The 24,400-nt window shown below is 40.6% G+C and carries 19 protein-coding genes and 1 riboswitch; of the genes, 13 read left to right on the top strand and 6 right to left on the bottom strand.

Going from position 1 to position 24,400, the window contains the following annotated elements; genetic code table 11:
- From AC1D7X_RS23780 to AC1D7X_RS23745, 8 genes are all read left to right on the top strand, one after another.
- Positions 1–1,680 carry an extracellular solute-binding protein gene (locus AC1D7X_RS23780; RefSeq protein ID WP_495476239.1) on the top strand — a complete coding sequence of 560 codons (1,680 nt, stop codon included), beginning with the start codon at positions 1–3 and terminating at the stop codon, positions 1,678–1,680.
- Positions 1,681–1,767: 87 nt separating this feature from the next.
- Positions 1,768–2,658 carry an ABC transporter permease gene (locus tag AC1D7X_RS23775; RefSeq protein ID WP_495458043.1) on the top strand — a complete coding sequence of 297 codons (891 nt, stop codon included), beginning with the start codon at positions 1,768–1,770 and terminating at the stop codon, positions 2,656–2,658.
- 18 nt (positions 2,659–2,676) lie between these two features.
- A complete protein-coding gene (locus tag AC1D7X_RS23770) occupies positions 2,677–3,561 on the top strand; it encodes a carbohydrate ABC transporter permease (protein ID WP_495476238.1) in 885 nt (294 codons plus the stop codon).
- 412 nt (positions 3,562–3,973) lie between these two features.
- Positions 3,974–5,332, top strand: coding sequence for an FAD-dependent oxidoreductase (locus AC1D7X_RS23765; RefSeq protein WP_495476237.1), 1,359 nt, complete (start codon positions 3,974–3,976; stop codon positions 5,330–5,332).
- 61 nt (positions 5,333–5,393) lie between these two features.
- Positions 5,394–6,689, top strand: a complete 1,296-nt coding sequence (locus AC1D7X_RS23760; protein WP_495476236.1) for a citrate transporter — start codon at positions 5,394–5,396, stop codon at positions 6,687–6,689.
- Positions 6,690–6,752: 63 nt separating this feature from the next.
- Positions 6,753–8,900, top strand: coding sequence for a hydantoinase/oxoprolinase family protein (locus AC1D7X_RS23755; protein WP_495476235.1), 2,148 nt, complete (start codon positions 6,753–6,755; stop codon positions 8,898–8,900).
- Positions 8,901–8,923: 23 nt separating this feature from the next.
- On the top strand, positions 8,924–9,574 hold the full coding sequence (locus AC1D7X_RS23750; protein WP_495458048.1) for a hypothetical protein: 651 nt from the start codon (positions 8,924–8,926) through the stop codon (positions 9,572–9,574).
- 106 nt (positions 9,575–9,680) lie between these two features.
- Complete coding sequence (locus AC1D7X_RS23745) at positions 9,681–10,541, top strand: MurR/RpiR family transcriptional regulator (protein WP_495458049.1); 861 nt, start codon at positions 9,681–9,683, stop codon at positions 10,539–10,541.
- A gap of 90 nt (positions 10,542–10,631) precedes the next feature.
- On the opposite strand, the gene AC1D7X_RS23740 is transcribed toward AC1D7X_RS23745, so the two are convergent.
- Both AC1D7X_RS23740 and AC1D7X_RS23735 read right to left on the bottom strand, forming a co-directional pair.
- Positions 10,632–11,486 carry a manganese catalase family protein gene (locus tag AC1D7X_RS23740; protein WP_495476234.1) on the bottom strand — a complete coding sequence of 285 codons (855 nt, stop codon included), beginning with the start codon at positions 11,484–11,486 and terminating at the stop codon, positions 10,632–10,634.
- Positions 11,487–11,639: 153 nt separating this feature from the next.
- Positions 11,640–12,146, bottom strand: coding sequence for a DUF3231 family protein (locus tag AC1D7X_RS23735; RefSeq protein ID WP_495458051.1), 507 nt, complete (start codon positions 12,144–12,146; stop codon positions 11,640–11,642).
- 163 nt (positions 12,147–12,309) lie between these two features.
- Between AC1D7X_RS23735 and AC1D7X_RS23730 the strand changes: the two genes are divergently transcribed.
- The 3 genes from AC1D7X_RS23730 to AC1D7X_RS23720 all read left to right on the top strand — a co-directional run bounded on the left by AC1D7X_RS23730 (position 12,310) and on the right by AC1D7X_RS23720 (position 15,347).
- Positions 12,310–12,834: a DUF4241 domain-containing protein gene (locus AC1D7X_RS23730; protein ID WP_495476233.1), complete on the top strand. Its 525-nt coding sequence runs from the start codon at positions 12,310–12,312 to the stop codon at positions 12,832–12,834.
- Positions 12,835–13,223: 389 nt separating this feature from the next.
- Positions 13,224–14,579 (top strand): arsenic transporter, encoded by a 1,356-nt coding sequence (locus AC1D7X_RS23725; protein ID WP_495476232.1) that lies wholly within the window; start codon positions 13,224–13,226, stop codon positions 14,577–14,579.
- A 525-nt stretch (positions 14,580–15,104) separates the two neighbouring features.
- Complete coding sequence (locus AC1D7X_RS23720) at positions 15,105–15,347, top strand: hypothetical protein (protein WP_495476231.1); 243 nt, start codon at positions 15,105–15,107, stop codon at positions 15,345–15,347.
- Between the two features lie 110 nt (positions 15,348–15,457).
- Here AC1D7X_RS23720 and AC1D7X_RS23715 read toward each other — a convergent pair whose 3' ends face one another.
- The 3 genes from AC1D7X_RS23715 to AC1D7X_RS23705 form a co-directional block, all read right to left on the bottom strand.
- Positions 15,458–16,690 carry an L-lactate MFS transporter gene (locus AC1D7X_RS23715; protein ID WP_495458055.1) on the bottom strand — a complete coding sequence of 411 codons (1,233 nt, stop codon included), beginning with the start codon at positions 16,688–16,690 and terminating at the stop codon, positions 15,458–15,460.
- A gap of 119 nt (positions 16,691–16,809) precedes the next feature.
- Positions 16,810–17,559: a LytR/AlgR family response regulator transcription factor gene (locus AC1D7X_RS23710; RefSeq protein ID WP_495458056.1), complete on the bottom strand. Its 750-nt coding sequence runs from the start codon at positions 17,557–17,559 to the stop codon at positions 16,810–16,812.
- Positions 17,556–19,217: a LytS/YhcK type 5TM receptor domain-containing protein gene (locus AC1D7X_RS23705; RefSeq protein ID WP_495458057.1), complete on the bottom strand. Its 1,662-nt coding sequence runs from the start codon at positions 19,215–19,217 to the stop codon at positions 17,556–17,558. The genes AC1D7X_RS23710 and AC1D7X_RS23705 overlap by 4 nt, the downstream gene beginning before the upstream one ends.
- Before the next feature lie 682 nt (positions 19,218–19,899).
- Between AC1D7X_RS23705 and hflX the strand changes: the two genes are divergently transcribed.
- Entirely contained in the window at positions 19,900–21,162 is a 1,263-nt protein-coding gene (gene hflX / locus AC1D7X_RS23700; protein WP_495476230.1) for a GTPase HflX, read from the top strand.
- A 179-nt stretch (positions 21,163–21,341) separates the two neighbouring features.
- On the opposite strand, the gene AC1D7X_RS23695 is transcribed toward hflX, so the two are convergent.
- Positions 21,342–22,361: an S-layer homology domain-containing protein gene (locus AC1D7X_RS23695; RefSeq protein WP_495458059.1), complete on the bottom strand. Its 1,020-nt coding sequence runs from the start codon at positions 22,359–22,361 to the stop codon at positions 21,342–21,344.
- A gap of 239 nt (positions 22,362–22,600) precedes the next feature.
- Positions 22,601–22,778, top strand: a riboswitch (FMN riboswitch).
- A gap of 129 nt (positions 22,779–22,907) precedes the next feature.
- On the opposite strand from AC1D7X_RS23695, the gene AC1D7X_RS23690 reads away from it, so the two are divergent.
- Positions 22,908–23,870: a DMT family transporter gene (locus tag AC1D7X_RS23690; protein ID WP_495476229.1), complete on the top strand. Its 963-nt coding sequence runs from the start codon at positions 22,908–22,910 to the stop codon at positions 23,868–23,870.
- Positions 23,871–24,400: the final 530 nt, after the last annotated feature.

Here is a 24,400-nt window from a genome sequence, read left to right as displayed (position 1 = left end):
ATGAAGAACACGAAAAAAGTCTTGGTTGCAACACTAGCAACCGTCATGTTGATCCTGTCTGCATGTGGAAATGGTAATAATACTTCCAGTAAAGAGGACGTCGTTACCCAAGACCCAATCGACCCATTCGGTAAGTATAGTCAGCCCATCACGATTAATATTGGTAAAGAAGTAGACTCGGCGGACAAAAGCTTACCATCCGGAGACACACCTGAGAATAATACCTATACCAGATATGTGAAAGAGAAATTGAATATCGATACGAAGATTATTTGGCAAGCTGGCGTAGGGAAGGATTACACACAGAAGGTTAATCTATCGATTGCCAGTAATGATTTGCCAGACGCGCTTGTTGTCACAGACACCCAGCTAAGACAGATGGTGAAGAGCAATCAGCTTGCTGATCTGACGGAAGTTTACGAGCAATATGCTTCACCTACACTTAAGGGAATTATCGAAACAACCGAAGGACTCGCTATGAAATCCGTTACTTTTGACGGTAAAATGTATGCTCTACCTAACGTAACAGCAGAATCGGATATGCAGCATATCATGTGGATTCGTAAAGATTGGTTAGATAAACTAAATCTTGAAGTGCCAAGAAATTTGGATGATTTGGAAAAGGTTGCGAAAGCATTCGTTGAACAAGATCCAGATGGTAATGGCAAAGCAGATACGATAGGTATCACCGGTCCACAATCGGGAGGTCTACTTAATGCAGACTTTATTAATCCCAATAACAATAACTATGGTTTCGACCCAGTCTTTGGTGCTAATCATTCCTACCCAGGCTTCTGGTTAGAAGGTGCTGATGGCAAGCCAACGTACGGATCAATTGAGCCGGAAACCAAGGTAGCCCTTGCCAAGTTGAGAGATTTATATGCGAAGGGATTAATTGATCAAGAGATGAGTATTCGTAAGGATGCACAGGAATTAATCAAGAATGGAACTTCCGGTATTTATTTCGGACTATGGTGGGCGGGTGGTTATGGTCCATTAGCAGATGCTATAAAGAACAATCCCGAAGCCAATTGGCAGGCTTACACTTTATTAGATAGTAATGGGGAATTCACCCCTCATATGGGGACACCGTCGAATCAATATCTTGTGGTTAGTAAGGACTATAAGCACCCAGAAGCAGCGATTAAGATGGAGAATCTCTTGTTAAGAGATGAATCCACATTTGATGTGAATGTAGGCATTGGTAACTATCCATTGCGTATTGTCTTTGCTCCAATGGATGAGATGTACGTTACCTATAACATGATGAAAGAAGTATTGGCAGGTACGAAGACCGCAGCAGATTTAGATCTTCCGGGCTATAAACTACTGAAGTCAGACGCTGAGAATATTAAGAAAGTTAAACTTGAGCCTTATGATAAGGTGGATATCCAGTATTGGGACCCTAATGCAGATAATGGGGCGTGGAAGCGACTTTATTCCACAATGGTAGGTATAGCACCCCTTATGGAACCATATAAGAAAACCTACAGCTTAACATACTCGCAGACGAAGACCATGGAGAGTAAATGGGCTACGCTCGATAAGATGGAGAAGGAAACCTTCCTTAAGATTATTATGGGGGCAGCTCCGCTAGATTCATTCGATAAGTTCGTCGTGGATTGGAAGAAACAAGGTGGAGATGAGATTTTGGCTGAGGTAGCGGAATTAGCGAAGTAACATGGATTCAAGGTAGAGCTGGCATCAGAGAGTCTTGGCTCTCTGATGCTCTTCTATCAACAGATGAGAAAGGAAGAGTGATGAACCATGGTAAACAAGGGATTCGCTAAACATTACTACCTCATGCTTCTCCCCGGCTTCATCTGGTTGACCTTGTTCAGTATTGTTCCTATGTTCGGGATTGTGATGGCTTTTCAAGACTATAATCCTGGACTTGGTATACTCCAATCGGAGTGGGTTGGACTGGATAATTTCAAATATATGTTCTCGCTTAACGATAGTGGGACGATTCTTTTTAACACAATCTTTATAGCTGTTATGAAGATTATCGGAAATCTATTCATTCCACTCCTTTTTGCGCTATTGCTGAATGAACTAAGGATCAACTATCTTAAAAGATGGATTCAGACGATCGTTTATTTACCTCATTTTATCTCGTGGGTTATTCTATCAGGCATTTTACTAGATGTATTTGGATACACAGGACCGGTGAACCAGTTGCTTTCAGTGTTTGATATGAAACCAATCTTATTTTTTGGTAGAGCAGATTTATTTCCAGCCCTGGTGGTAGGGAGTGATGTCTGGAAGGAATTCGGGTTCAATACGATTATCTATCTAGCAGCCTTAACAGGAATTAACCCTTCTTTATATGAGGCTGCAGCCATCGATGGAGCATCACGGTTACAACGAATAAGAAATATCACGATTCCAGGGATCGTATCCGCTATTATACTTCTGTCCGTACTTAGTTTAGGGAATGTCTTGAACGCAGGGTTCGAACAAATCTTCAATCTGTACAACCCACTTGTCTATTCCAGTGGCGATATTATTGATACGTGGGTATATCGAACGGGGCTTGTGAATTTACAGTTCAGCTTAGCAACAGCAATGGGCCTACTCAAGTCGGTGGTCAGCTTCACAATGATTACTGTGTCTTACTACTTAGCAGCCAAGTTTGCCAATTATCGTATCTTTTAATATAAAGGAGCTACGTCTATGGTCAAAGATAATACAGCAGGCTCCAGGCTGTTCGATATCTTTCTTATCATCATTCTGGTGGCTATTGCGCTCTTATGTATACTTCCTATATGGTATACGCTTGCCGTCTCCCTTAGTGATAATGCAGCAGCAAGCTCAGGTAAGGTAGGATTGTGGCCGGTAGGTTTTAACTTTAGTTCCTATAAAGAGATTATGGGAGATCGCAAATTTTTTAATTCATTCTGGATTTCCATCCAACGCGTGGTCTTAGGATCAGGTCTGAATTTTGTTATTATTCTGCTGATGGCCTATCCGTTATCCAAAGGGGCTAAGGAGTTACCTTTTCGTAATGTATTGATGTGGATTCTCGTCTTCACAATGCTCTTTAATGGGGGACTAATCCCTTGGTATATGACAATCAAATCAATGGGGCTTATCAACAATATTTGGGCACTTGTTCTAGGAAGTAGTGTTCCTGTGTTTAGTGTTATTCTCGTTATTAACTTCTTCCGTAATTTACCCAAGGAGCTTGAGGAGGCTGCGCTAGTAGATGGAGCGGGACCTTGGCGAATGATGATTCAGATCTTTGTTCCGCTCGCAGGTCCGGTTATTGCTACAGTAACCTTGTTTAGTATTGTGTATCACTGGAATGAATTCTTTAATGGGTTGGTGCTGATGTCGACCGCAGATCACTATCCGCTACAAACCTATATTCAGCAGATGGTCGTTGTGATTGATGCCAATACGATGAGCGCTGAGCAAATTCAACGAATGAGTGAGTTATCTAATCGGACCTTGAACTCAGCCAAAATCTTTATTGCGATGATCCCTGTACTTGTGGTGTATCCGTTTCTGCAACGATTCTTTATCACAGGCATCACATTGGGCTCTGTTAAGGAGTAAGACGAAATAAGTATGATGACTGATGACTAAACGAAAGGCGAATGCGCGAGGGATTCTCGCGTCTTCGCTTTTTTTTATGTGAGAAAGCCATTTCTTCGAGCTAGCGTTCTTTGAAATATTTCTTTGAAATTGGAATATTCACAGTCGTAAATACTATATAAGAATGGAAGCTTGTTACAAATTACTAGCTAGATAAGGTATAGACTTATCCGATAAAGGGTTCTTTTTTTGGAGAGAGATGTAGGTGTTACTTCTGGTGGGAAAGAGATGAATAACTCAGATGGTAAATGATTTACTTTATTTATGTTTATTTAGAAAATAATATCCTGAAAGCATTTACATTTTGGTTGTTGTTTGTTAATCTATGTTCAAGAATTATTGATAAACATTACCAGAAGGGGAGTGAAGCAGATTGAATCATAATCAGAAATATGACGTTGTCGTGATGGGTGGAGGTATCTCTGGTGCAATGGCAGCGATTGCTGCTTCGAGTACAGGAGTAAGGACTTTAATTGTAGAATCGCAAGGTTTCCTAGGAGGAACGTTAACGGCTAACGGAGTAGGTCCAATGATGACGTTCCATGCAGGTGAGAAGCAAGCCATTCAAGGATTCACAGACCAACTGATTGAACGCCTGAAGCGACTGGACAAATCGCCAGGGCACATTTTTGATACGGTAGGGTTTACTTATTCGGTTACGCCATTTGATGCAGAGGCAATGAAGCATGAACTGGAGTTAATGGTGGTGGAGAATGGCGGAGAGATTCTATATCATACGATGCTAGCTGGAGTGAAGACAGAGGATGGTAAGGTGATTAGCATCACGGTATGCAATAAATCGGGACTTAGCGATATTGAGGCTACAGTGTTCATAGACGCCACGGGTGATGGTGATCTGTCCGCTAAGGCAGGTGTGGAATATACGAAAGGCAGAGAATCCGACGGGGCAACTCAGCCGATGACACTTAATATGAAGATGTATAACGTGAATATTCCTAGAGTGAAGCAATATATCCATGCACATCCGGATGACTTCCCACTATACAACGGTGACACTTCCATTATTGAGAAATCTTCACGTTTATCTGTAGGTGGCTTCGATAGTCTATTCAGAGAAGCGAAGGAGAAAGGAGAAATATCAATCCCTCGTGAGAACATTCTATTCTTTGAGACGAACAATCCTGGGGAGGTCATTCTGAATACGACTCGGATTCTAGGTCATGATGGCACTGATGCGTACAGCTTGAGCAAAGCAGAAATGGTAGGACGGAAACAATGCCGGGAGCTTGAATTGTTCGTACATAAATACATTCCTGGTTTTGAGAATGCCGTTGTAGAATCTACGGGTCCATCTATTGGAGTTAGAGGTTCCAGACAGATCAAAGGGATCTATACATTAACGGCAGAAGACCTTCTTGAACAACGACAATTCGAAGACACGATTGCCCACTCGGGATATCCAATCGATATTCATAGTCCAGATGGCGAAGGAACGAAACATCAGAAGTTGGTGTGGGGTGGCATGTACAGTATTCCGTACTCTTGCATGATTACCGAATCCGTGAAGAATCTGATTGTCATTGGTAGATGTATCTCAGCGACCTTTGAAGCGCAAGCAGCGATGAGAACAACACCTACTACAGGAGCCATTGGTCATGCCGGAGGAGTTGCTGCTGCGATGGCGGCCAAGATGGGGACTACGGTTCAAGATGTGAACATCAAAGATGTGCAGACGGTACTGAAAGAACAGGGTGCCTATCTGGAAGTCTAGCAGAATATAGGTAACGAAGGTATTGGCATGTAATGTAACCAATGTGAGAGGGGAAATGTTTGTGACATCTTTAATGTGGTTTCAAGCTATCGGAATTCTGGTCATTTTCTTAGTGTTTATAGGTTTAATGATGACGAGGAAGCTACCAACGATTCTCGCACTCCCCACGATGGCGATACTGTTTGCGTTGATAGCAGGGGTGCCATGGATGTCGAATGATCCAGAAGCGACTACCATCGCGAAGACCGTTCTATCTGCTGGCTCGATGCGGTTGTCAGGCGCAATCGCAGGCTTAGTGTTCGGTGCTTGGTTCGGTCAGATTCTCAATAAAGTTGGCATTACGAAATCGATCATACGCAAAGCTGCTGAACTTGCGGGTGATAAGCCGATGATGATTGCAATTCTATTCTTTGTTACTTCTTCCATTATATTTTCTGCAGCTGGCGGCCTAGGTATGGTAATCCTCGTCGGAACGATCGTGATTCCGATTATGCTGACAGCTGGAATATCACAATTCGTTGCTTCAGTCGTCGTGCTATCGTCCGTTGGTGTGGGTGCTCTATTCAACGTATCTAACTGGGCGGTCTATGTAGATGTACTGGGTCTACCCGTTGACACAATTGCCAATTACACATTGGTTGCAGCATTGCCATTAATTATTGTTTCCTTAGCTATGATTGTCTTTTATATCAGGAAAGACGGGAAGGGAAGAAGAGCATGGTCGATGCCAACGAACACCAGTGGGGATGGAGGCAAAAAGGTACCTGCGATTTCTCTAATTAGCCCCATTGTACCCGTTGTTCTCGTATTTGCATTTAAGTTAGATATCGTACCTGCTGTTATTATTGGTGCGATTGTTACCATTATTCTGACCTTACCGAAACGACCTATTCATATTCTATCGAGTGCTCTTGTCGAAGGAATACAAGATATCGCTGGGGCTCTGGCCCTCATGATTGGTATCGGAATGTTACTTAACTCTGTTATGGCGCCACAAGTCGCAGCACTTATTTCTCCACTCATTGAGAGTGTTCTTCCAAGTAGTCCTTTAATGTTCGTTATTTTCTTTACCTTATTATCACCACTCGCGATTTATCGCGGGCCTCTAAATGTATGGGGACTTGGTAGCGGTATTGCGGCTTTATTCGTAACGGCTGGCATGACCCCTGTAGCGGCTATGTTAGCATTGCGTGTCGTAAGTAATGTCCAAGCGGTATCCGATCCGACGAACTCACACAATGTCTGGGTAGCGGATTTCACAAAGAGTGACATTAATGAAATTCTGAAAAAGACGTTGCCATGGATGATGGTTGCTGTCCTTATTTCCGTGGTATTCGGAGCATTTATGATTTTTTAGAGGGGTGAGATTAACTAAGGGCAAGAGCCTTAAGGGGTTCTTGCCTCATTTTAGGAGGAGAATATGGACAGAAGAAAAGTTCGCGTCGGGATCGACGTTGGAGGGACGTTTACAGATGCTGCTGTAATAGACAACGAAACCTATGAAGTGATTGAGAAGATGAAAATACCGACTACTCACCACGACGAAGATGGCGTGGCGAAAGGGATCGTTCAAATTTTGAATCAAATTCTAGAGAGCCGGGGTATTCTGCCAGACGATGTTACCTTTATTGCACATGGAACCACTCAAGCAACGAACGCATTGCTAGAGGGTGATGTGGCACGAGTGGGTATTATTGGGATGGGTTCCGGGTTAGATGGGCTCAGTGCGCGTTCAGAATCTAATCCGGGGGATATTGAGCTTGCTCCGGGCAAATATTTGAAGACTTATCATACGTATCTGGACTCAAAAGATCTGAAAGAAGAACAGATTGCTACAGCGATTGATGAACTTGTGAGACAAGGAGCGGAAGTTATTGTAGCTTCTGAAGCATATAGTGTGGATGATCCGAGGAATGAACTTCGCGTAGTTGAGATTGCGAATAAGAAAGGGATATACGCGACAGGTGGTCACGAAATTTCTCAGTTGTATGGGTTGAAGACACGCACTAGGACTGCGGTCGTCAACGCGTCCCTTATTCCCAAAATGATGGAAACGGCTAACATGACGGAAAAATCCGTTAAGAATGCGCATATTACATCACCGTTAATGATTATGCGATGCGACGGTGGAGTCATGAGTATTGAAGAAGTACGTAAACGTCCAATTCTAACCATGCTGTCTGGGCTTGCGGCAGGTGTCGCTGGAGCGTTGATGTACGAGAAGATCTCCGATGGGATATTCTTCGAGGTTGGGGGTACAAGCGTAGATATATCCGTGATCAAGAACGGAAAGGTCATGATAAAGAATGCACAAGTCGGCGGACATCGAACCTATCTACAATCTTTGGATGTTCGTACCCTCGGGATTGCAGGAGGAAGCATGGTTAAGGTAGTCGATGGGAGAATTACCGATGTTGGACCCCGAAGTGCGCACATTGCGGGCATAGAATATGAGGCATTTGCGGTAAGGGATCACATCGTGAATCCTAAAGTGAAATTCATTAGTCCAAGAGCTGGAGATCCACAAGAATATATCATTTGCGAAAGTGAGAATGGAAAGGATTATTCCTATACGTTGGCCGGTGCAGCGAACATCCTCGGATATATTCCGGATGGAGATTATGCTAAGGGAAATAAGGAAGCAGCGATCACAGCGTGGGAGGCCCTTGCCAAGCATATCGGATTGACAGTGGAAGAGGCAGCCAGACAGGTGATGAATATATCAATCGACAAGACGATGAAGACCGTGAATGACATGATTGAAGATTATGAATTGGATCGATCCTTCGTCACTTTAGTAGGTGGAGGAGGAAGTGGGGCGGTGCTTGTTCCAGCGATGGCTGAGCGGGAGAAGATGAGCTTCCAAATCGCCAATAATGCACCCTATGTGTCCACTATCGGTGTTGCTTTGGCGATGGTAAAGGAGCAGCTTGAGCGAACGGTTGTCAATCCGACTGAGGATGATATTAAGCGGATTCGTTCCGAAGTCGTGGAGCGAATTGTTAAATCAGGTGCTAGTGAGGAGACGGTAGAAGTTACGATTGAGATCGATAGTCAGAAGAACATTCTGCGTGCCGTAGCTACAGGTTCGACGGAACTTCGATCTAAAGATTTAGGGCAGGAGACGATGTCTATTGAGGAAATGCGTGCGATAGCCGCTAAATCGGTGGACCAACCCTTGGAATCCATGGTGATATCAGCACAGACAGGGAGATGGAATCTTTTCAGTAGTGAAAGTATGAAGAAGTCGTTCTTCGGGCTGCTGAAGAAGAAATCGACTTATGCCAGTGTGCTCGACCGCGAAGGGGTTGTGCGATTTAAGAAGGGGAACATACAATTCACGCAAATAACCAAGTCCCAATACGGAGGGCAACTCGGAGAATTTCTAGATGACAATACGATTTATTCAGATGCCAATGCGACTCTCCCTAAGGTATTTGTATTCTATAAAGAGAAAATGCTAGATCTGACAGGGATGCAGACGAAAGAGCAGCTGATGTCGATTCTGGAGATTGAGACGGAAATGCTGAGTGCAGACAACGAACTACTTATCATAGCTTACCAGTAAGGAAGGGGAGGAGGGCAACGTCGATGCAGGAAATGATAGACTCACTCTCAGACGAAATGCTAGCTTGTGCAGAGTTGGAACAAGATCCTCTATTTCACCGAATACCTAAGGACCGAATTCCATATTATGTGGAATCTTCATTAGATAGAGGCAGACAGATCAGCGCGGAATATACCGGCGTTTCAGTAAGGTCATTATGTCAGCGCGAGGGACTAAAATATGAAATCGCGAGTAAGTCTGGTAGATTCCATCACGTCTCATTTCGTGCACAGATCGATTTCGCGAAGAAACCACCCGAAATTGTAATTTATTCCTCTTCCTTGTCAGAGATGCAGCAGTCTCTGGAGACTGTGTTGGGACATCAGATGAGTCCGGATATGGATCGGCTTATTGATATTCATCTGGCACATGAATTCTATCATTATCTTGAATACAAAGCAGGTCGATTTACGAACGAATTGCTAGAACCCATAGATGTGTTTAAGGTTGGCTTCTTTACCAAACGGTCAAGTGTTGTGAAGTGTAGTGAAATAGCAGCCCATGCCTTTTGCAAGGAGATTATTGGGCTGTCCTACCTACCGAATTTACTAGACTATGTCTTCCTGATCCAGAATAAGACGATGTCTATGGAACAATTTAGAGCTAGAATGGAAGCTTGGAATCGTTGGATGTAGGTTACTTTTTGACACTCTCAATACCTCACTTGGTATGATATAATGAAGGATGCTAACGGGGATACCGGATAGCCATATTCCATCGTTAGATCAGGAGGAGAGGTTCATGTCTTCACAGGTTCCCGCAGTTATTGCAAAGATCGTATCACAAACTCAAAAGTTAACATATGGAGAGAATCAGATCGCCAATTTTGTCATTCACAATCCGGAATTTATTACTAGCAATACGATTACGGCTATTGCAAATGAGATAGGCGTATCGGAGACGAGTATTAATCGCTTCTGTAAGAAGATAGGATTCAAAGGATTTATTGATTTCAAAATTGCCTTTGCTCAGGATGCCTTTTACCGGGAAATGCAATCTAAGAAAAAAGAGAGACGTGAGATCAATCCCATTGATGCGCTCGCATTAGATTATAATGAATTGATTCTGAACACGTCAGCGCTTATTACGGAGGACCAACTCCATCAGGTGGTGGATATTCTGAAGAAGGCGCGAAGAATTTACCTATTCGGTCTGTTCGACTCTTACCTGGCAGCGATTGCGCTAAAGAATCGGTTAGCCATCATTGGCATTATGTCCGAAGCGATCAGTGATAGCCGAGCGATGAAGATTGCAGCCTCTCAGTGCAACGCTGAAGATGTTGTCATTGCTTTCTCTCGTTCTGGCTCTACCAAAGAGATTGTTGAGGGTGTGACGATGGCTCAGGTGAATCAGGTGAAGACAATCGCAATTACCTGTTATGATTCCTCTCCTATTACGGAGAATGCGGATGTGGATATGATCGTGCCTGACAAAATATCCGTTAATAATAGCGCGTTGATGTCCAACCATATTACATTCTTGTTCGTTGTGGATCTGATTATGAGTGTATTCATTTCCTCCGACAAAGCTTATCTGAAGAAGAAGCTGGATAGTGAAGCGGTACTAGCCCGTGAACCATCCATTACGAATTATTTCTCATAGATAACGAAGACTTCATTTAGACATGTTGTCGTAAAAAAAGAGATGAACCCAAACGGTTCATCTCTTTTTTTTTTATTTGAAATATCTTTTTTAAAGGTTAAGATCTTTCAATCCAGGACTATGCTCATTGGCCAGTTCTGGTAGAAGGGGTACTGGGAATCCCTCAGGCGGTGGAACAACTTCCAAGGTTCCTTTGTTACGACTCGGAGATTCTCCCTGAAAAATCTCACCGATTCTTGTATCATCTAATCTGTAATTGAATTGAGCATTGTGATAACCCATATCAACAAATTTTCGGCATTCCGGGTATTTATTAATGTCATAATTGGGAATAGGGAATATTTCCCCCCAATTCACTCCTAGTGTTTCTAATGCTTTTGCAAATGCATTCTGATGAGCATTGTCCCGAACGATTAGAAATCCAAGCGTTTCACGAAATGTTTTATTAGAGCTCATCTCATAAATTCGTGTCTTTTGCAATACGCCAGTTGATTCAAGTACGACATTATTTAGCATGTCACTAATTAGATTTCCATGATTATATACATAGTTACCTAACCAAGGATTACCAGCAGCATCAACAGGTAAAGATGCTTGTGCTGCCATAATGTAGTGATGTGGATTGGCATGTTTAACAGCTTCATCCAACGGTGCTCCGTCTGCACCACTGTCCCCTGCCTCATCATAACCTGAACCATTTAGCAATTGATTGATCGTGTGCTGAACAAGTTCTACATGCGCAATCTCCTCTAAGAATACCCCTCTTAGTAAATCACGGAATTGAGTTTCCTTACCTCTAAAGTTATTACTTTGAAAGAAGTACTGCATCATGGTACGCATTTCGCCGAATTGTCCACCAAGTATTTCCTGTAGCACTTTAGCTGCTGCTGGATCGGGCTTATCTGCCACAATATCATTAATTAAGCTCTCTTTATAGAAATACAAATGAAATGCCTCCTCGTAATCATAGATTCATGTCCTATGTAATTTGCCCAAAATAGTTTAAGTCATACGAACATAAGTGGATTGAAGATGGATTGTGTTTAAATATCAAGATCTCCCGCTCATGGAGCGGGAGATCTTAGATTGTGAAGAGAACTATTCAGGTCTCTTCACTAATAGTGGGGGAGGAATTAGCCAACCTTTTTCTTTATTCATTTTGAGGATTCTAAGCCCTAATGCTGTTTTGGTAAGGTGATATTTAGCGAATAAAGCGCCGACATCTTCTCTGATACACTGTCCCATTACTTGGCTGCAAGCAACCAATCCTATAGAAGTGTCTGCTGCAATTTTGGCAGCAATTTCAGGATCAGTAAACCTTGCCCCTACAGGGATGTCTTCGAGTTTTACTGGAGGACGATCAGGCATTACTGGAGCGGAAGCAATTCCGTTATCTGACAGCAACTTATCCAGTTCCTTAATTTCCAGTTTGGCTTGATCAATAAGATCCTCTAATACTTTTTTTAGATCTTTGTCTCCAGCATGATTTAAATAAGCCTGGTAGCAGGATACCATTCCTTTAGCTCCCATAGAACTCGTCCAAATACTAAATATTTCACCGTAATGCAAGGGTTCGTCTTTCGGATTACCATTCAGAATTCCCATGTATACACATCCTTTTCTCATATTTCAGAACTGTTTTATTATGCGTTAAGAACACAAAAATAATGTATGTGAATCAATATCATAAATCTAACTGCATTATGAAATTGATTCATGTATGGTACAATTTTATTAATTTTATTCCATCATATCGGAGGGAGTTCATATGATCATTCAATTAGGTGATTTTGAAGTGACATCTGGTCAATTGGTCGTTTCAGATCCTTGTTATGAATTAAATAAAGAGAGCATCATTATGGGGGTCTTAGATGATGTGTTACTGGGAACTTGGGTTGGTCAGGTAGAGAATGCTGAAGTAAGAGATTGGGGCGAAGCCTGTGCCAAATTAACGGCTTACCATCGTTCGGTCGCGGACCAAATAGAGAATTTGGAATGGGTGAAACGTCCATTTATCGTGGGTGTCGATAGTGGGCAGGCAGGGATATTTGACTTGAATAAGTATAGGATCCCTGATTCAGATGCACTGGAGACGAATACAGATTCAGATAGCGATTGGTATTTTACTTGCTGTGATATTACTGAGAGTGGTCATGAAGCTAGCGTGTTAGATGGAGGTGTTGTGTCTCGCACAGGGATGGGAGACGGTACCTATGGAGTCTATACCGCTACGAATCAGCAGAATCAAATTGTGGGTGTGAAGATTGTGTTTCTTAAGACAGCTGATTTCTAGAAGTTCCACAACAAAATGAAACAAGCGGATTAGATATCTAATCTGCTTGTTTCATTTTGTTCTCTACACTGATTGAGCTGATTAAAGACTAGTAATCCAACGCTGTCTGTTTCAGGTAAGTCGTATATTAGATTTATTGTCTGAAACGGCATTAAGATTAATAGGTTTGCCATACGTTTTAGTTCTGCTAAGGTAGGTTTTTCCTTGTTCTGACGGTATATAACCCTTATTGATTCGTTTCTATAAGAAACTATTAAATGAACGACCATTTTAAGAGATTTTACTTAATAACCAGTCCCAACTGTTTAAGTCTTGAATATAAATGTAAGTAAGTAGAAGGCGATGAAAGGAGTTGTTTTTTACAGAGGTGTTATGAAGGGGGAATAAGTATGAGTTTTGGAATTGGAATTACTATATTTGTGTTCTTGATGACGATGCTGGTGATTTTCTGGAGACCAGGAGGTTTAAATGAAGCTTGGCCAGCGTCCATCGGAGCAGGGATGATATTACTTACCGGAATTGTATCAGGGGCAGACCTTGTAGATATATTAAGTAAGATCGGGGGAGCCTCGGTCACCATCATGGCAACTATTGTAATGGCAGTGATATTAGAGAGTTTTGGTTTTTTTAACTGGGCAGCTGCGCGGTTAGCGGTATTATCTAAAGGATCAGGATATCGTCTATACTGGTATATTCAATTTTTATGTTTCTTAATGACGCTACTATTTAATAATGATGGTAGTATATTAATCACTACGCCCATCCTGATATTACTTCTACGAAGTCTTCGGCTTAAACATCGCGAGATGATTCCCTATTTATTAAGTGGAGCCTTGATCGCGACCGCTTCTAGCGCACCGATTGGAGTAAGTAATATTGTAAACTTGATTGCACTAGAAATTGTTCATATGACGCTATATATGCACACTGCGATGATGTTCGTACCCGCAACGATGGGGTTGTTATTCATGTCTTGGTTCATGTTTATTTTGTTGAAGAAGAGATTACCCACTACATTGCCAGACCCTGCATATGATATAGAGGAGGACTTCTTTAGCAAACATGCTTATACATCTAAGAGAAAGGGTTTTGTTAACACCTCAAATAATCGTACGAAGTCAATGTTACTACTGCTATTGTTTGTCTTCGTAATGCGGAGTCTCATCTTTGTAGCTTCTTATTTTGCGATACCCATTGAATGGGTAGCTGTATTGGGTTCTTTAACGTTACTGTGTTGGAGATGGTATCAATTAGGCACGATCCCTTTGGATATTTTGAAAAAGGTGCCTTGGCATATATTTATATTCGCTTTCTCCATGTATGTTATTATCTACGGATTGCATAATGCTGGACTTACAGCTATGTTAGTAGAGATATGCGAACCGATTGTAAACCAAGGACTAATGCAAGCGAGCCTTACGATGGGCGTACTAGTCTCAATTCTATCGAATTTCTTTAATAACCATCCTGCATTAATGATCGGAACCATAACATTAACAGAAATGGGACTTGATCCAATAACGTTGAAGACCATCTATCTTTCTAATATTATTGGTAGCGACATAGGATCATTATTATTACCAATTGGAACATTAGCTTCTCTTCTATGGATGAATATTTTAAAGAAAAATAAGATTGATATGTCATGGAAAACATATTTGAGACTTACATTGATTGTAATTCCAATAACAACTATTGTAACCCTGATTCTATTATTTTATTGGGTGCAGATGTTCTTCGCTTGATATAAAAAATATATCCTGACTTATTAATTCTATACTGCAACTAAAACGAATAAATTACGTTTATGTAGAAGAAGGATTAGTAGTTAATTGAAGCTTAATTTATTGATGTGTGACCATGGAAAGGAATGGAAGTGCATTGGAGGCGCTACCATATCAGGTCTACTGGATTAGAAATATATCAAAATATTTCTTTTGAAAAGAAACATTAATTTAAAGTATTGTGGTATATTTTGTATAGGTTGAATGACAGTTTCAAAAATTCAAATGAAGTCGTATTTATCAGTTTCTAATGATTATACACAGTCAACTAATAACGATTAATGGTGGATTAACTGGTTATCAAGAGTACAACATCGACACCTGTGTAGTTTGATGGGAAATAGAATTTGATCATGATAAATTCCATCAATCTATGAATGTGCTGTCCCGACGTAGTCTTAATCTACGAGAGGAATGGCTTGTTATTGTCCTTTTTTAGGATCCAGGTGGAGAGAATATTGATCTATTCATGGAGGTCGGTAGGAATTGATGAAAGTTAAACAAATATGGAGAGTAATATTAACCTCTGATCAACTGGAAGATTGCGTAGTTTCCAAAAGCATAGTGGAAATATTCTTTGAAGACGACTTGGATTATATAGGGGAAATTATTGGATACTCAGATTACAGAATAGATGTAGAAGGGGGCAGTTATTTAAGGGCTAACTGTAAAGTAAGGAAGGAAATGAACTTAATGAAAAGTGCTTCACTTGATTTGACATATGAATAACTAATAGAGCATATGTCATGTGTAAAACGGTAAACAAGAACAATCCTCCTATCCAATACTGGATAGAAGGATTGTTTATTTATGTCTGTTGATATTTATAAGACTTACATTTATACAAGTTTACCATCCGGGTTGAATTTCATCCGTTCCTTCTTCACTTTTCCTCGAACAGGAGGTTTAAGTTTGATGATGAGAATAAGGGAGATGATACATAGGACTCCAATGACGATAAACGTTGGTTTGAATCCACCTGCGATAGAGGCGATGAATGATCCAGATAATGCACCTAGTCCGAAACCTTGGTAGATGATCCCGTAGTTCTTGTTGTGATTCTTCAGACCGAAGAAATCTCCGACGATTGCTGGGAATACGGTAATGTTACCACCGAAGCAAAATGCGATTGCAGCTACACAAGCAAAGAAGATACCGAAGTTTAGTGAAACGAAACTTAATACGAGTACCGAAGCTGTTGTAGCAATCAGAGTACCGATAACGACCCGCAAGCGACCTACCTTGTCCGACAATGCACCAAGAATAATACGCCCTGCGGTATTGAATATAGCAATCATTGCCACAGCATTAGCGGCACTACCAATAGATAGACCGGCTAATTGAACACCAATGTCTTTTACGATACCGATGAGGTAAAGCCCACTCATACAAGCGGTAAAGAAGATAATGAACAAGATATATGCTTCTTTGGTTTTCAACATTTCTTTGACTGTGAAATTTCTATCCTCACCATGTGAAAGTTGATCCGCACTTGTTGTATCCACCACAGGTGCTTCACGTAGAATCTGTGCACCCATCATAACCATGATCATGACGATAAGACCCCAGAATAAGAATGCTTGTGATACACCGACAGAGTCAATGAATCCAGAGTTGATATATTTGAAAATAAGACTACCCATTCCGTAAGCACCAACAGAAACACCTGAAATCAGACCCTTTTTGTTTGGAAACCATTTGATTAGATTAGATAGTGAAGTAATGTAAGCTGTACCATCTGCGAATCCAACGACTACACCAGCAAGGATGTAAATCAATGTTAATGAATGAACCTGGGAGCTAGCAATGAGACCAAGACCAAGTACCAGTCCTGCAATGGTGATGAGTTTACGAATACCCCATTTGTCTTGAAGTTTCCCTGCCACAAGCGTCGCAAGGGCTAGGGAGAAGCTTGTAATAGAGAACGTCATAGCGACCGAACTGAGATCCCAGCCGAATTTGCTTACGAGAGGTTGATTGAATAAGCTCCATGTATAGATCGTTCCAAGACCCATTTGAACGATAATTGTACCAAGTACGATAAGCCAACGATTCACAGGTGTATTTTTCATTATAGTTTTGGCCTTCTTTCTCATGATGGTAATGTAACCTTATAACCGAATTATAATCCTTGTAGAAGTTGGATGGTCGGTTATAGCATGAGATGCTGAGAAAGCGGTACCAAATGCATTTAGATATTCATGATCTGCCTAAATTCTTTGACGTTGCTACGACTAACAGGGACTTCATAGTCTAGATCTTTCATTTTCAAAAGATACGTATTGTTAAACCAAGGAATGATTTCTCTAATCTTAGAGATATTGATGATGTAAGAACGATGACAGCGGAAGAATAGATCTTGCGGTAGACTATTATGGAACTCCGAGATACTCATGGTTAACGTATATTCTTCTGTTCTTGTATATACACAAGTGACTTTTTCCTGAGCAGAAGCGTAATAGATATCATCTATATCAGTCACTATAATTTTCTCGTTCTTCCATAGGTTGATTTTGTTCTTGATTCCAGGATGCTCTCCTGTTTGTTCTAATGTGGGTACCTGTTCGATGTCGTTACTTCTATGATGAGCAACTTGTAACCTTTGTAGCATAGAAGTAATTCGTGACTCGTGGTATGGCTTCAATATATAGTCAAAGGCCTCAATCTCAAAAGCCTCAAGGGCATGCTCCTTATAAGCCGTAATGAAGACGATCAAAGGTTTCACTGCAAATTTACTAATGCTCTTACCCAATAGGACGCCATCTAAGGATGGAATATTAATATCTAGAAAAATAACATCAACTTTCGTGTCCTGCACAAACTTGAGTGCCTCTATGCCATCTTCAAATCGTCCAATGATTTCGATATCACTGTGTGATTGTATTAAGTATTCTAATTCCTCACGTGCTAAGTACTCATCTTCCACTATAATCGCGTTCATCGGATCTCCTTCTGTATTACAAAATGTATGAGTGTACCTTTATCGAGTCTGCGAATGATTAACCCTTCGCCATAGATGAGTTTCACGCGTTGATGAACATTATATAGGCCGATCTTATTCTCGGGGACTTGTCCTGTATATATGTTATTGATTATTTCTTCTTCGATTCCTTTTCCGGTATCTTCAATAGATATTCTGACATGGTCAGTCTCATCCTTGACTCGAATGGTAACCGTTCCAACACCTTTAGATTTCAATATACCGTGTACAATTGCGTTCTCGACTAAGGGCTGAATGATCAAGCTTGGAATCATAACACTAACATCATCAATATCGTAAATCACCTGTAGACGATTTCCGAACCTTGCAGTTTCAATCTCCACATAATTTCGAACCTGTTGAAGTTCTTTGTTGATATCAATGAAAGGATCATTTAATTCTAGATTGTATCGTAAATAACCTGACAGATTGACAATGAGTTCTCGTGCCTGATCGGGGTTAATACGAATGGAAGAAATAATAGCATTTAATGCATTGAATAAGAAGTGTGGATTGATACGGGACTGCAGTGCTTTGAACTCTGCTTGATTGGCCATTTCCCTAACCTGTTCAATACGGGATACCTCCATTAATGTAGAGATAATCTGAGACAAACCAATAGCCATCGTTTGCAGAGGATATGTAATCTGTTGAGGTTTACGATAGTAGATCTTTAAAGATCCCGTTACCTCACCCTTCTCATGAAGAGGAATAATAATGAGTGACTTGATAGAAGGATTCTTGTTCTGCTCTTCATTATTCCGTATCGTAATTTCCCCGCTTTGAATGGTAGCCTTCGTTACGTCGCTAATAATCTCGTTCCCTAGATTATAGTTCTCAGAGCCCATTCCTACATAAGCAAGCACATTCTTGTTGTCTGTTATGGCAACAGCATCTGCTTGAATATCTTCTCGAATAATGCCACATATGGTATTCAAGGACTGCTCATTAATGGAGCGGAAATAGGGTAACGTCTTATTAGCAATATCAAGCGCCAGTTTGGCTTGTTTAGCTGCAATCGTTTCTTTTTCACCTTCTACACCTTGAATCAATAGAACGATTAGTCCGACACTGATCTCACCTAGGATCAGAGGAGTCGCAATTCTTGATACGATATTCAGACCAAGAGAGTGAGGTTCTGCTAATATCAGTATCAAGACCATGGTCAGAACTTCACATAACATGCCTGCGATAATACCGGTAATCCACTGTTTCTTCTTACGAACTTTCAAATGGATATATCCTGCAACGAATCCTGCTACGATACTAGCTATGAGACAAGGTAAGGAGGTAACGCCATGAATATCGATGAGATAACGGTGAACCCCTGAAAGAACTCCCGTACTAATCCCAACAACTGGACCGAATAGAATTCCTCCAGACATGATGGCGATAATTCGAACGTTGACTAAGGAACCTTCTACATGAATGCCAGAATAAGTCCCCAGAATGGCGAACAAGGTGAATATCATCGATAGAAGAATTAGATGTCTAGGATTGTAGATCTCCTTTTGAAAGATCTCCTTAAACTGTGGAACAAGAGTTAGACAGAACAAGCAACTTAGAAGCAGAGATGCACGTTCGAACTGCTGTATAAGTAAGAGAACATCAGCATTCAATTAAAATCCCTCCTGACAATGACACTAAGGTCTTTATAACAATGTTTCTTATTATGCGCTTCTTAGTATAAAAATCAAGACAGTGATACATCCTACGGAGATTTCAACGTAATCACATTGTGATTAAGGTAGAACTGTGTTAATATGGAAATAATTATAATGATCGGAGGGTTCTCGAAGAGATGAATGATAAATTCCGTTACCACACTTTGTGCCACTAATTGAATAGTGCAAAGGCCCTGCTCCTGTGCAGGGCGAACGGGATTAGTCTGATTATTTCTAGAGAACTCGATGTATTGCGAATATACGGATGATGTGGTATTTGTGCATGATGCGAATATTTCTGCAATCTAGAGGGAGGGGAAATTCCCCCTCTTTTTGTCGTTGTCATGAAGACAATTCTTTAATAACAATAACATGCCCTGTCCTTTGATAGGGTACTCTCTAACCCACGGCTTAACGGACCGATAAACCTTTAAAAGTATTAGAGGTGTTATTTTGGGTAGAAATAGATATATCCCGTTCACTTAACCACAGGAGAATAGCCTGCGGTTTTTTTTATATAAGAATTTATAAGTATATCTGCTTATAGATAGGTTTATATTACACCGCTAAACGTTTCATCGCTGTAAAGGACGGCGTAGCCGTTATCCTTGATTTGAATGTATATGGAGGTTTTAATATGGAAGAACAGCAACAAAGAGCCATTATAGTAGGGGTCAATGTGAATCATCAAGAAGATTTTGAATACTCTATCGAGGAATTAAGAAACTTATCTGCCGCATGTCATGTAGAGGTGGTAGGACAACTAACACAGAACTTAGAACGTGTTAACAATTCTTATTATATTGGAAAAGGGAAAGTGCAAGAGGTTAGGGCATTGTATGAGGAGCAAGAGGCAAACTTAGTGATTTTTAACGATGAATTATCTCCCTCCCAGATTCGTAACCTTGAAGCAGATTTACAATGTAAGGTTATCGACCGTACGATATTAATTTTGGATATATTCGAGAAGCGGGCGAAGACACGGGAAGCACAACTTCAGGTAGAAGTAGCACAACTTCAATATATGCTCCCTAGATTAATTGGACTACGTGAATCCTTGGGTCGTCAAGGAGGCGGTGTAGGTACAAAGAATAAAGGAGCAGGGGAAACGAAGCTAGAACTGGATCGTCGCAGAATTGAGGATAAGATTAATGCATTGAATAAAGAATTAGAAACTCTTGTATCTCAGCGCCAAACCCAACGTAAGAAACGTCAGAGAAACGAACTGCCCGTAGTATCGCTTGTTGGATATACAAATGCCGGTAAATCAACGGTTATGAATGCACTTGTGGAGTCTTTTAATCCTTCTACGGAGAAGTTGGTGTTTGAAAAAGATATGTTGTTTGCAACCCTAGAGACATCGGTTAGAAATATCCGTCTAAAAGATAATAAGTCTTTCCTCTTAACAGATACCGTGGGGTTTGTTAGCAAACTTCCGCATCATCTCGTTAAGGCGTTCCGTTCGACACTTGAAGAAGTGGCTGAAGCTGACCTACTCATTCATGTCATTGATTATTCAAACCCAGAGTATGAGCAGTTGATGAACATTACGGATAACACGTTAAAAGATATTGGCATCACAGATATTGAGACGATTCTGGCCTATAATAAATGTGACAGGGTCGATGATTGTACGATTCCTACGGTGAAAGATCATTGTATCTATCTTGCCGCGAAACCGAGAGTAGGCTTATCTGAACTTGTGGAATTGATACGTTCCTATATATTTAGAGATTATATTCAATGTGAAATGTTGATTCCATACGAGGAAGGGCAAGTCGTTTCCTATCTGAATGAACATGCTCATGTTATTTCTACCGCATATGATCCTGAGGGTACTCGTATAAATCTAGAGTGTCGACCTAAAGTTGTTGAGAAATATCGTGATTATGTCGTTTAAAAGAAGACCGTAAATCACAAAGTATCACATTTGAAATCATGTAGGTACACCAAACACAAGGTTCCGTCATATGACGAGAGCCTTGTGTTTGTTTATAATGCCGGTAGCTTGTTCTCTATATAAAGAAGGTTAAAGTAACTGAAGCAACAAGGTATTTAGGTTTCATTACAAGTCAGGGCTTACTTTGCAATTAGATTTGCAGGATCTTCTATTGAAGTGGTTGGAGCTTCAGGGTAAGAACGTAGCAAAGTGAATGGACTGATTACACTGGAAGAAGCTTCGTATTTTGCCACTACCTTATAGTTATCAGGTATATATGTGATGGCTGTTGATTTGGAAATAACCTGAATGTACATGTTGTTAGGGTTAGGACTAGAGACACTGAAATATACAGTCGCAGTCATATTTTTACCGAATTCAATACGGTCAATAGAGAGTTCATAACCTGGGTTTGGAAGGTTATCCACCGTGAGGGATACTTTGTTTACACCATCTGCCGCTTTTTCGATCGATACGATCGCTTCATAGGCTGGATTAGGAGTAGTAACTTCTTCGGGTAGAATACGCTTTGCCAACTCTGTAGCATCATAGATGAGGACAGCAGCATCGGCACGAGTAATGGCTTCATTGGGTCGGAAGTTATCCTCTTTATCTAAATTGATAACTTTCATGTTAAGTAACGCCTGTAAACTGTTCAATACATCTTGAGGGAGCTTCTCTCCATCAGATATGTTAAAAAATATTGTGGTAGCGGGGAAATTCCCCTTTGTTAAGAGTGCTTGGTGCAGTAAGTGTGCAAATTGAGCACGATTCATTGGATCTGAAGGATTTACGTTCTTATCAATCGATAGTCCATTTTGTTGGGCGCTCACAAAGGCTTCGGAGTACCAAGCGTTATCTTCCACTTTGGCAAAATAATCACTAGCAGTGGATTGAGGGCTAGTTAACTTTAACTGAAAGGCATTGCTTAGTAATTGAATTCCTTGAGCATAGGTCACTTTGGACTTAGGTGCGAATAGATCTTGCGTTACACCGCTAATCACTCCTGATGCTTGAAGTGCATTGATCTTAACCTCAGCCGAATTACCAGATAAATCTGAGAAAGCAAATGCAGCTGTTCCAAAAGATAGAGAAGCTGCCAAGACGCTACATGTAATAATGGTTTTAGTGGCATTATATTTACGTTTAATTGTTTTCATTGGGTTCACCTCTTATAACTATAGATGGATAAAAGTAGTAAAATGTTGCAAGTGACTGCACTTTTTTTATAACTCCAGTTTTCTGTATGATGAATATCATTTATACCCATCATTTATAGCTTTTTAATGAATTTACAGAAACAAAACATTGACTAATTTCATTGTGACCATTTTAATAGAGATATAGCATTTGTTGTCGTAATATGATGACATCCTATAAAAAAATATAAAAATTGAATATGGATCTTCGGGGTAAGGTGAAATTCCTAACCGGCGGTGAGAGTTACTTTTATGATGAATAGACAGACTAAAACATAAATGAACTTATAGCCCGCGACTCGCCACCATGATAGTGATGGCGACTGACTTGGTGTGACTCCAAGGCCGACGGTAAAGTCCGGATGGGAGAAGATCAACGATAATGCATGACGTGGCTTTTTAGGCTAAACGTGAGCTTATTTGATCATCCCTCGTAATGTCGACATCTGTCGATAACGGGGGATTTCTGCTGTAAGACCCCATATTCAGAGTAAGGGGACAGAGAAGATGAACAATGCAGTGGGAAGTGTGAAACCGAATTTATCGGTAACAGAGAAACGCTCCAAGAGTGGATTTTGGTTGGTTGTGTTGGGAGCAGCGCTATGGGGGGTTGACCCATTATTCAGAATCATTTTATTGAAATCAATGACTTCAACTCAAATTGTACTGCTTGAGCATATTGTTATTGCGTTAATTGTTGCTCCAATACTTTGGAAGAACCGTCATGAACTGCGTGGATTACGGATGCGGCATGCTGTTGCACTACTCTTTATATCGTGGGGTGGATCAGCACTTGCGACGATTCTATTTACGATGGGACTGGCTAATGGGAATCTAAATGCTGTAGTGTTGCTACAGAAATTACAACCGATATTCGCTATTATCATGGCAAGAATCCTTCTGAAGGAACGATTACCGAAGAACTTTTCATTATTGTTCCCGTTGGCTCTTATAGGCACATATTTACTTGCCTTTGGATTTGAAATTCCTGTAGGACATTGGAAAGATTTTATAGAAGTGGGTAGTTTGCTTTCTCTAGGCGCTGCAGCCTTATGGGGTGGATCTACCGTGATGGGTCGTCTGATGGTTGGACAAATGAAATATGAGACGGTTGCTTCTCTAAGATTCATTCTGGCATTGCCATTATTACTTGTTATCACTTGGGGTGAAGGTGGTGTTTGGAATTTACCAACCGAATCCAATGCGCTGATGGCGGTCACTATAAATCTTTTGGGCCAAGCATTATTACCTGGCCTGCTTAGTTTGTTGGTTTATTATAAGGGACTGACAACTACCAAGGCTTCAGTAGCTACTTTAGCGGAATTAAGTTTTCCGATGGTGGGAGTACTTATTAACTGGATTGTATTTGATATCGTTCTTACACAGACGCAAATACTTGGATTTATTCTGATATGGATAGCATTATTTGCTATTTCTAGACAGGGTGGAGAAACTGCCCCTACTATATAGATAACTAATTAATTAAATCCCTCGGATCCATGTCATCATGGCGGGGGATTTTTATATTTATGGATGATAAGCAATAGCAACTGTAAACACTTCATTATAGGGTCATTATTTTAATTAACCTAGAAGTGTCTAGATTCGTAATGAATTAAGCGATTGTTATAGAAGAGATCTAGTACCTGGTATATTGCTCTTGAAACGTGATTGGACTAAAAAAAGGTATTTGTAAATATTTATAACTTGCTAAGAGTAAGACAAGCGTGGTATATTTTAAATCCGGAAACTGAGAGGAACAGAAATGCTCAGTAGAAATTGAATATGATTTAAAAGTTTTGAAAAAAACTTCTTGCATAATCAAGCCGGACATGATATTATATAGAAGTTGTCGCCGAGAACAACTGGTGATAACGAAATGAACAAATTGGTCTTTGAAAACTGAACAACGAGTGAGTAGATTTCACGAAAGTGAAATCAAAACAAATGAGAAATCATTTGATAGAGAAAGTAATTTCTCGTCAGTTTGTTTTAAATGA

The sequence above is a fragment of the Paenibacillus sp. Y568 genome, assembly GCF_059445545.1.
This window is presented reverse-complemented; position numbering and strand designations above follow the sequence as displayed.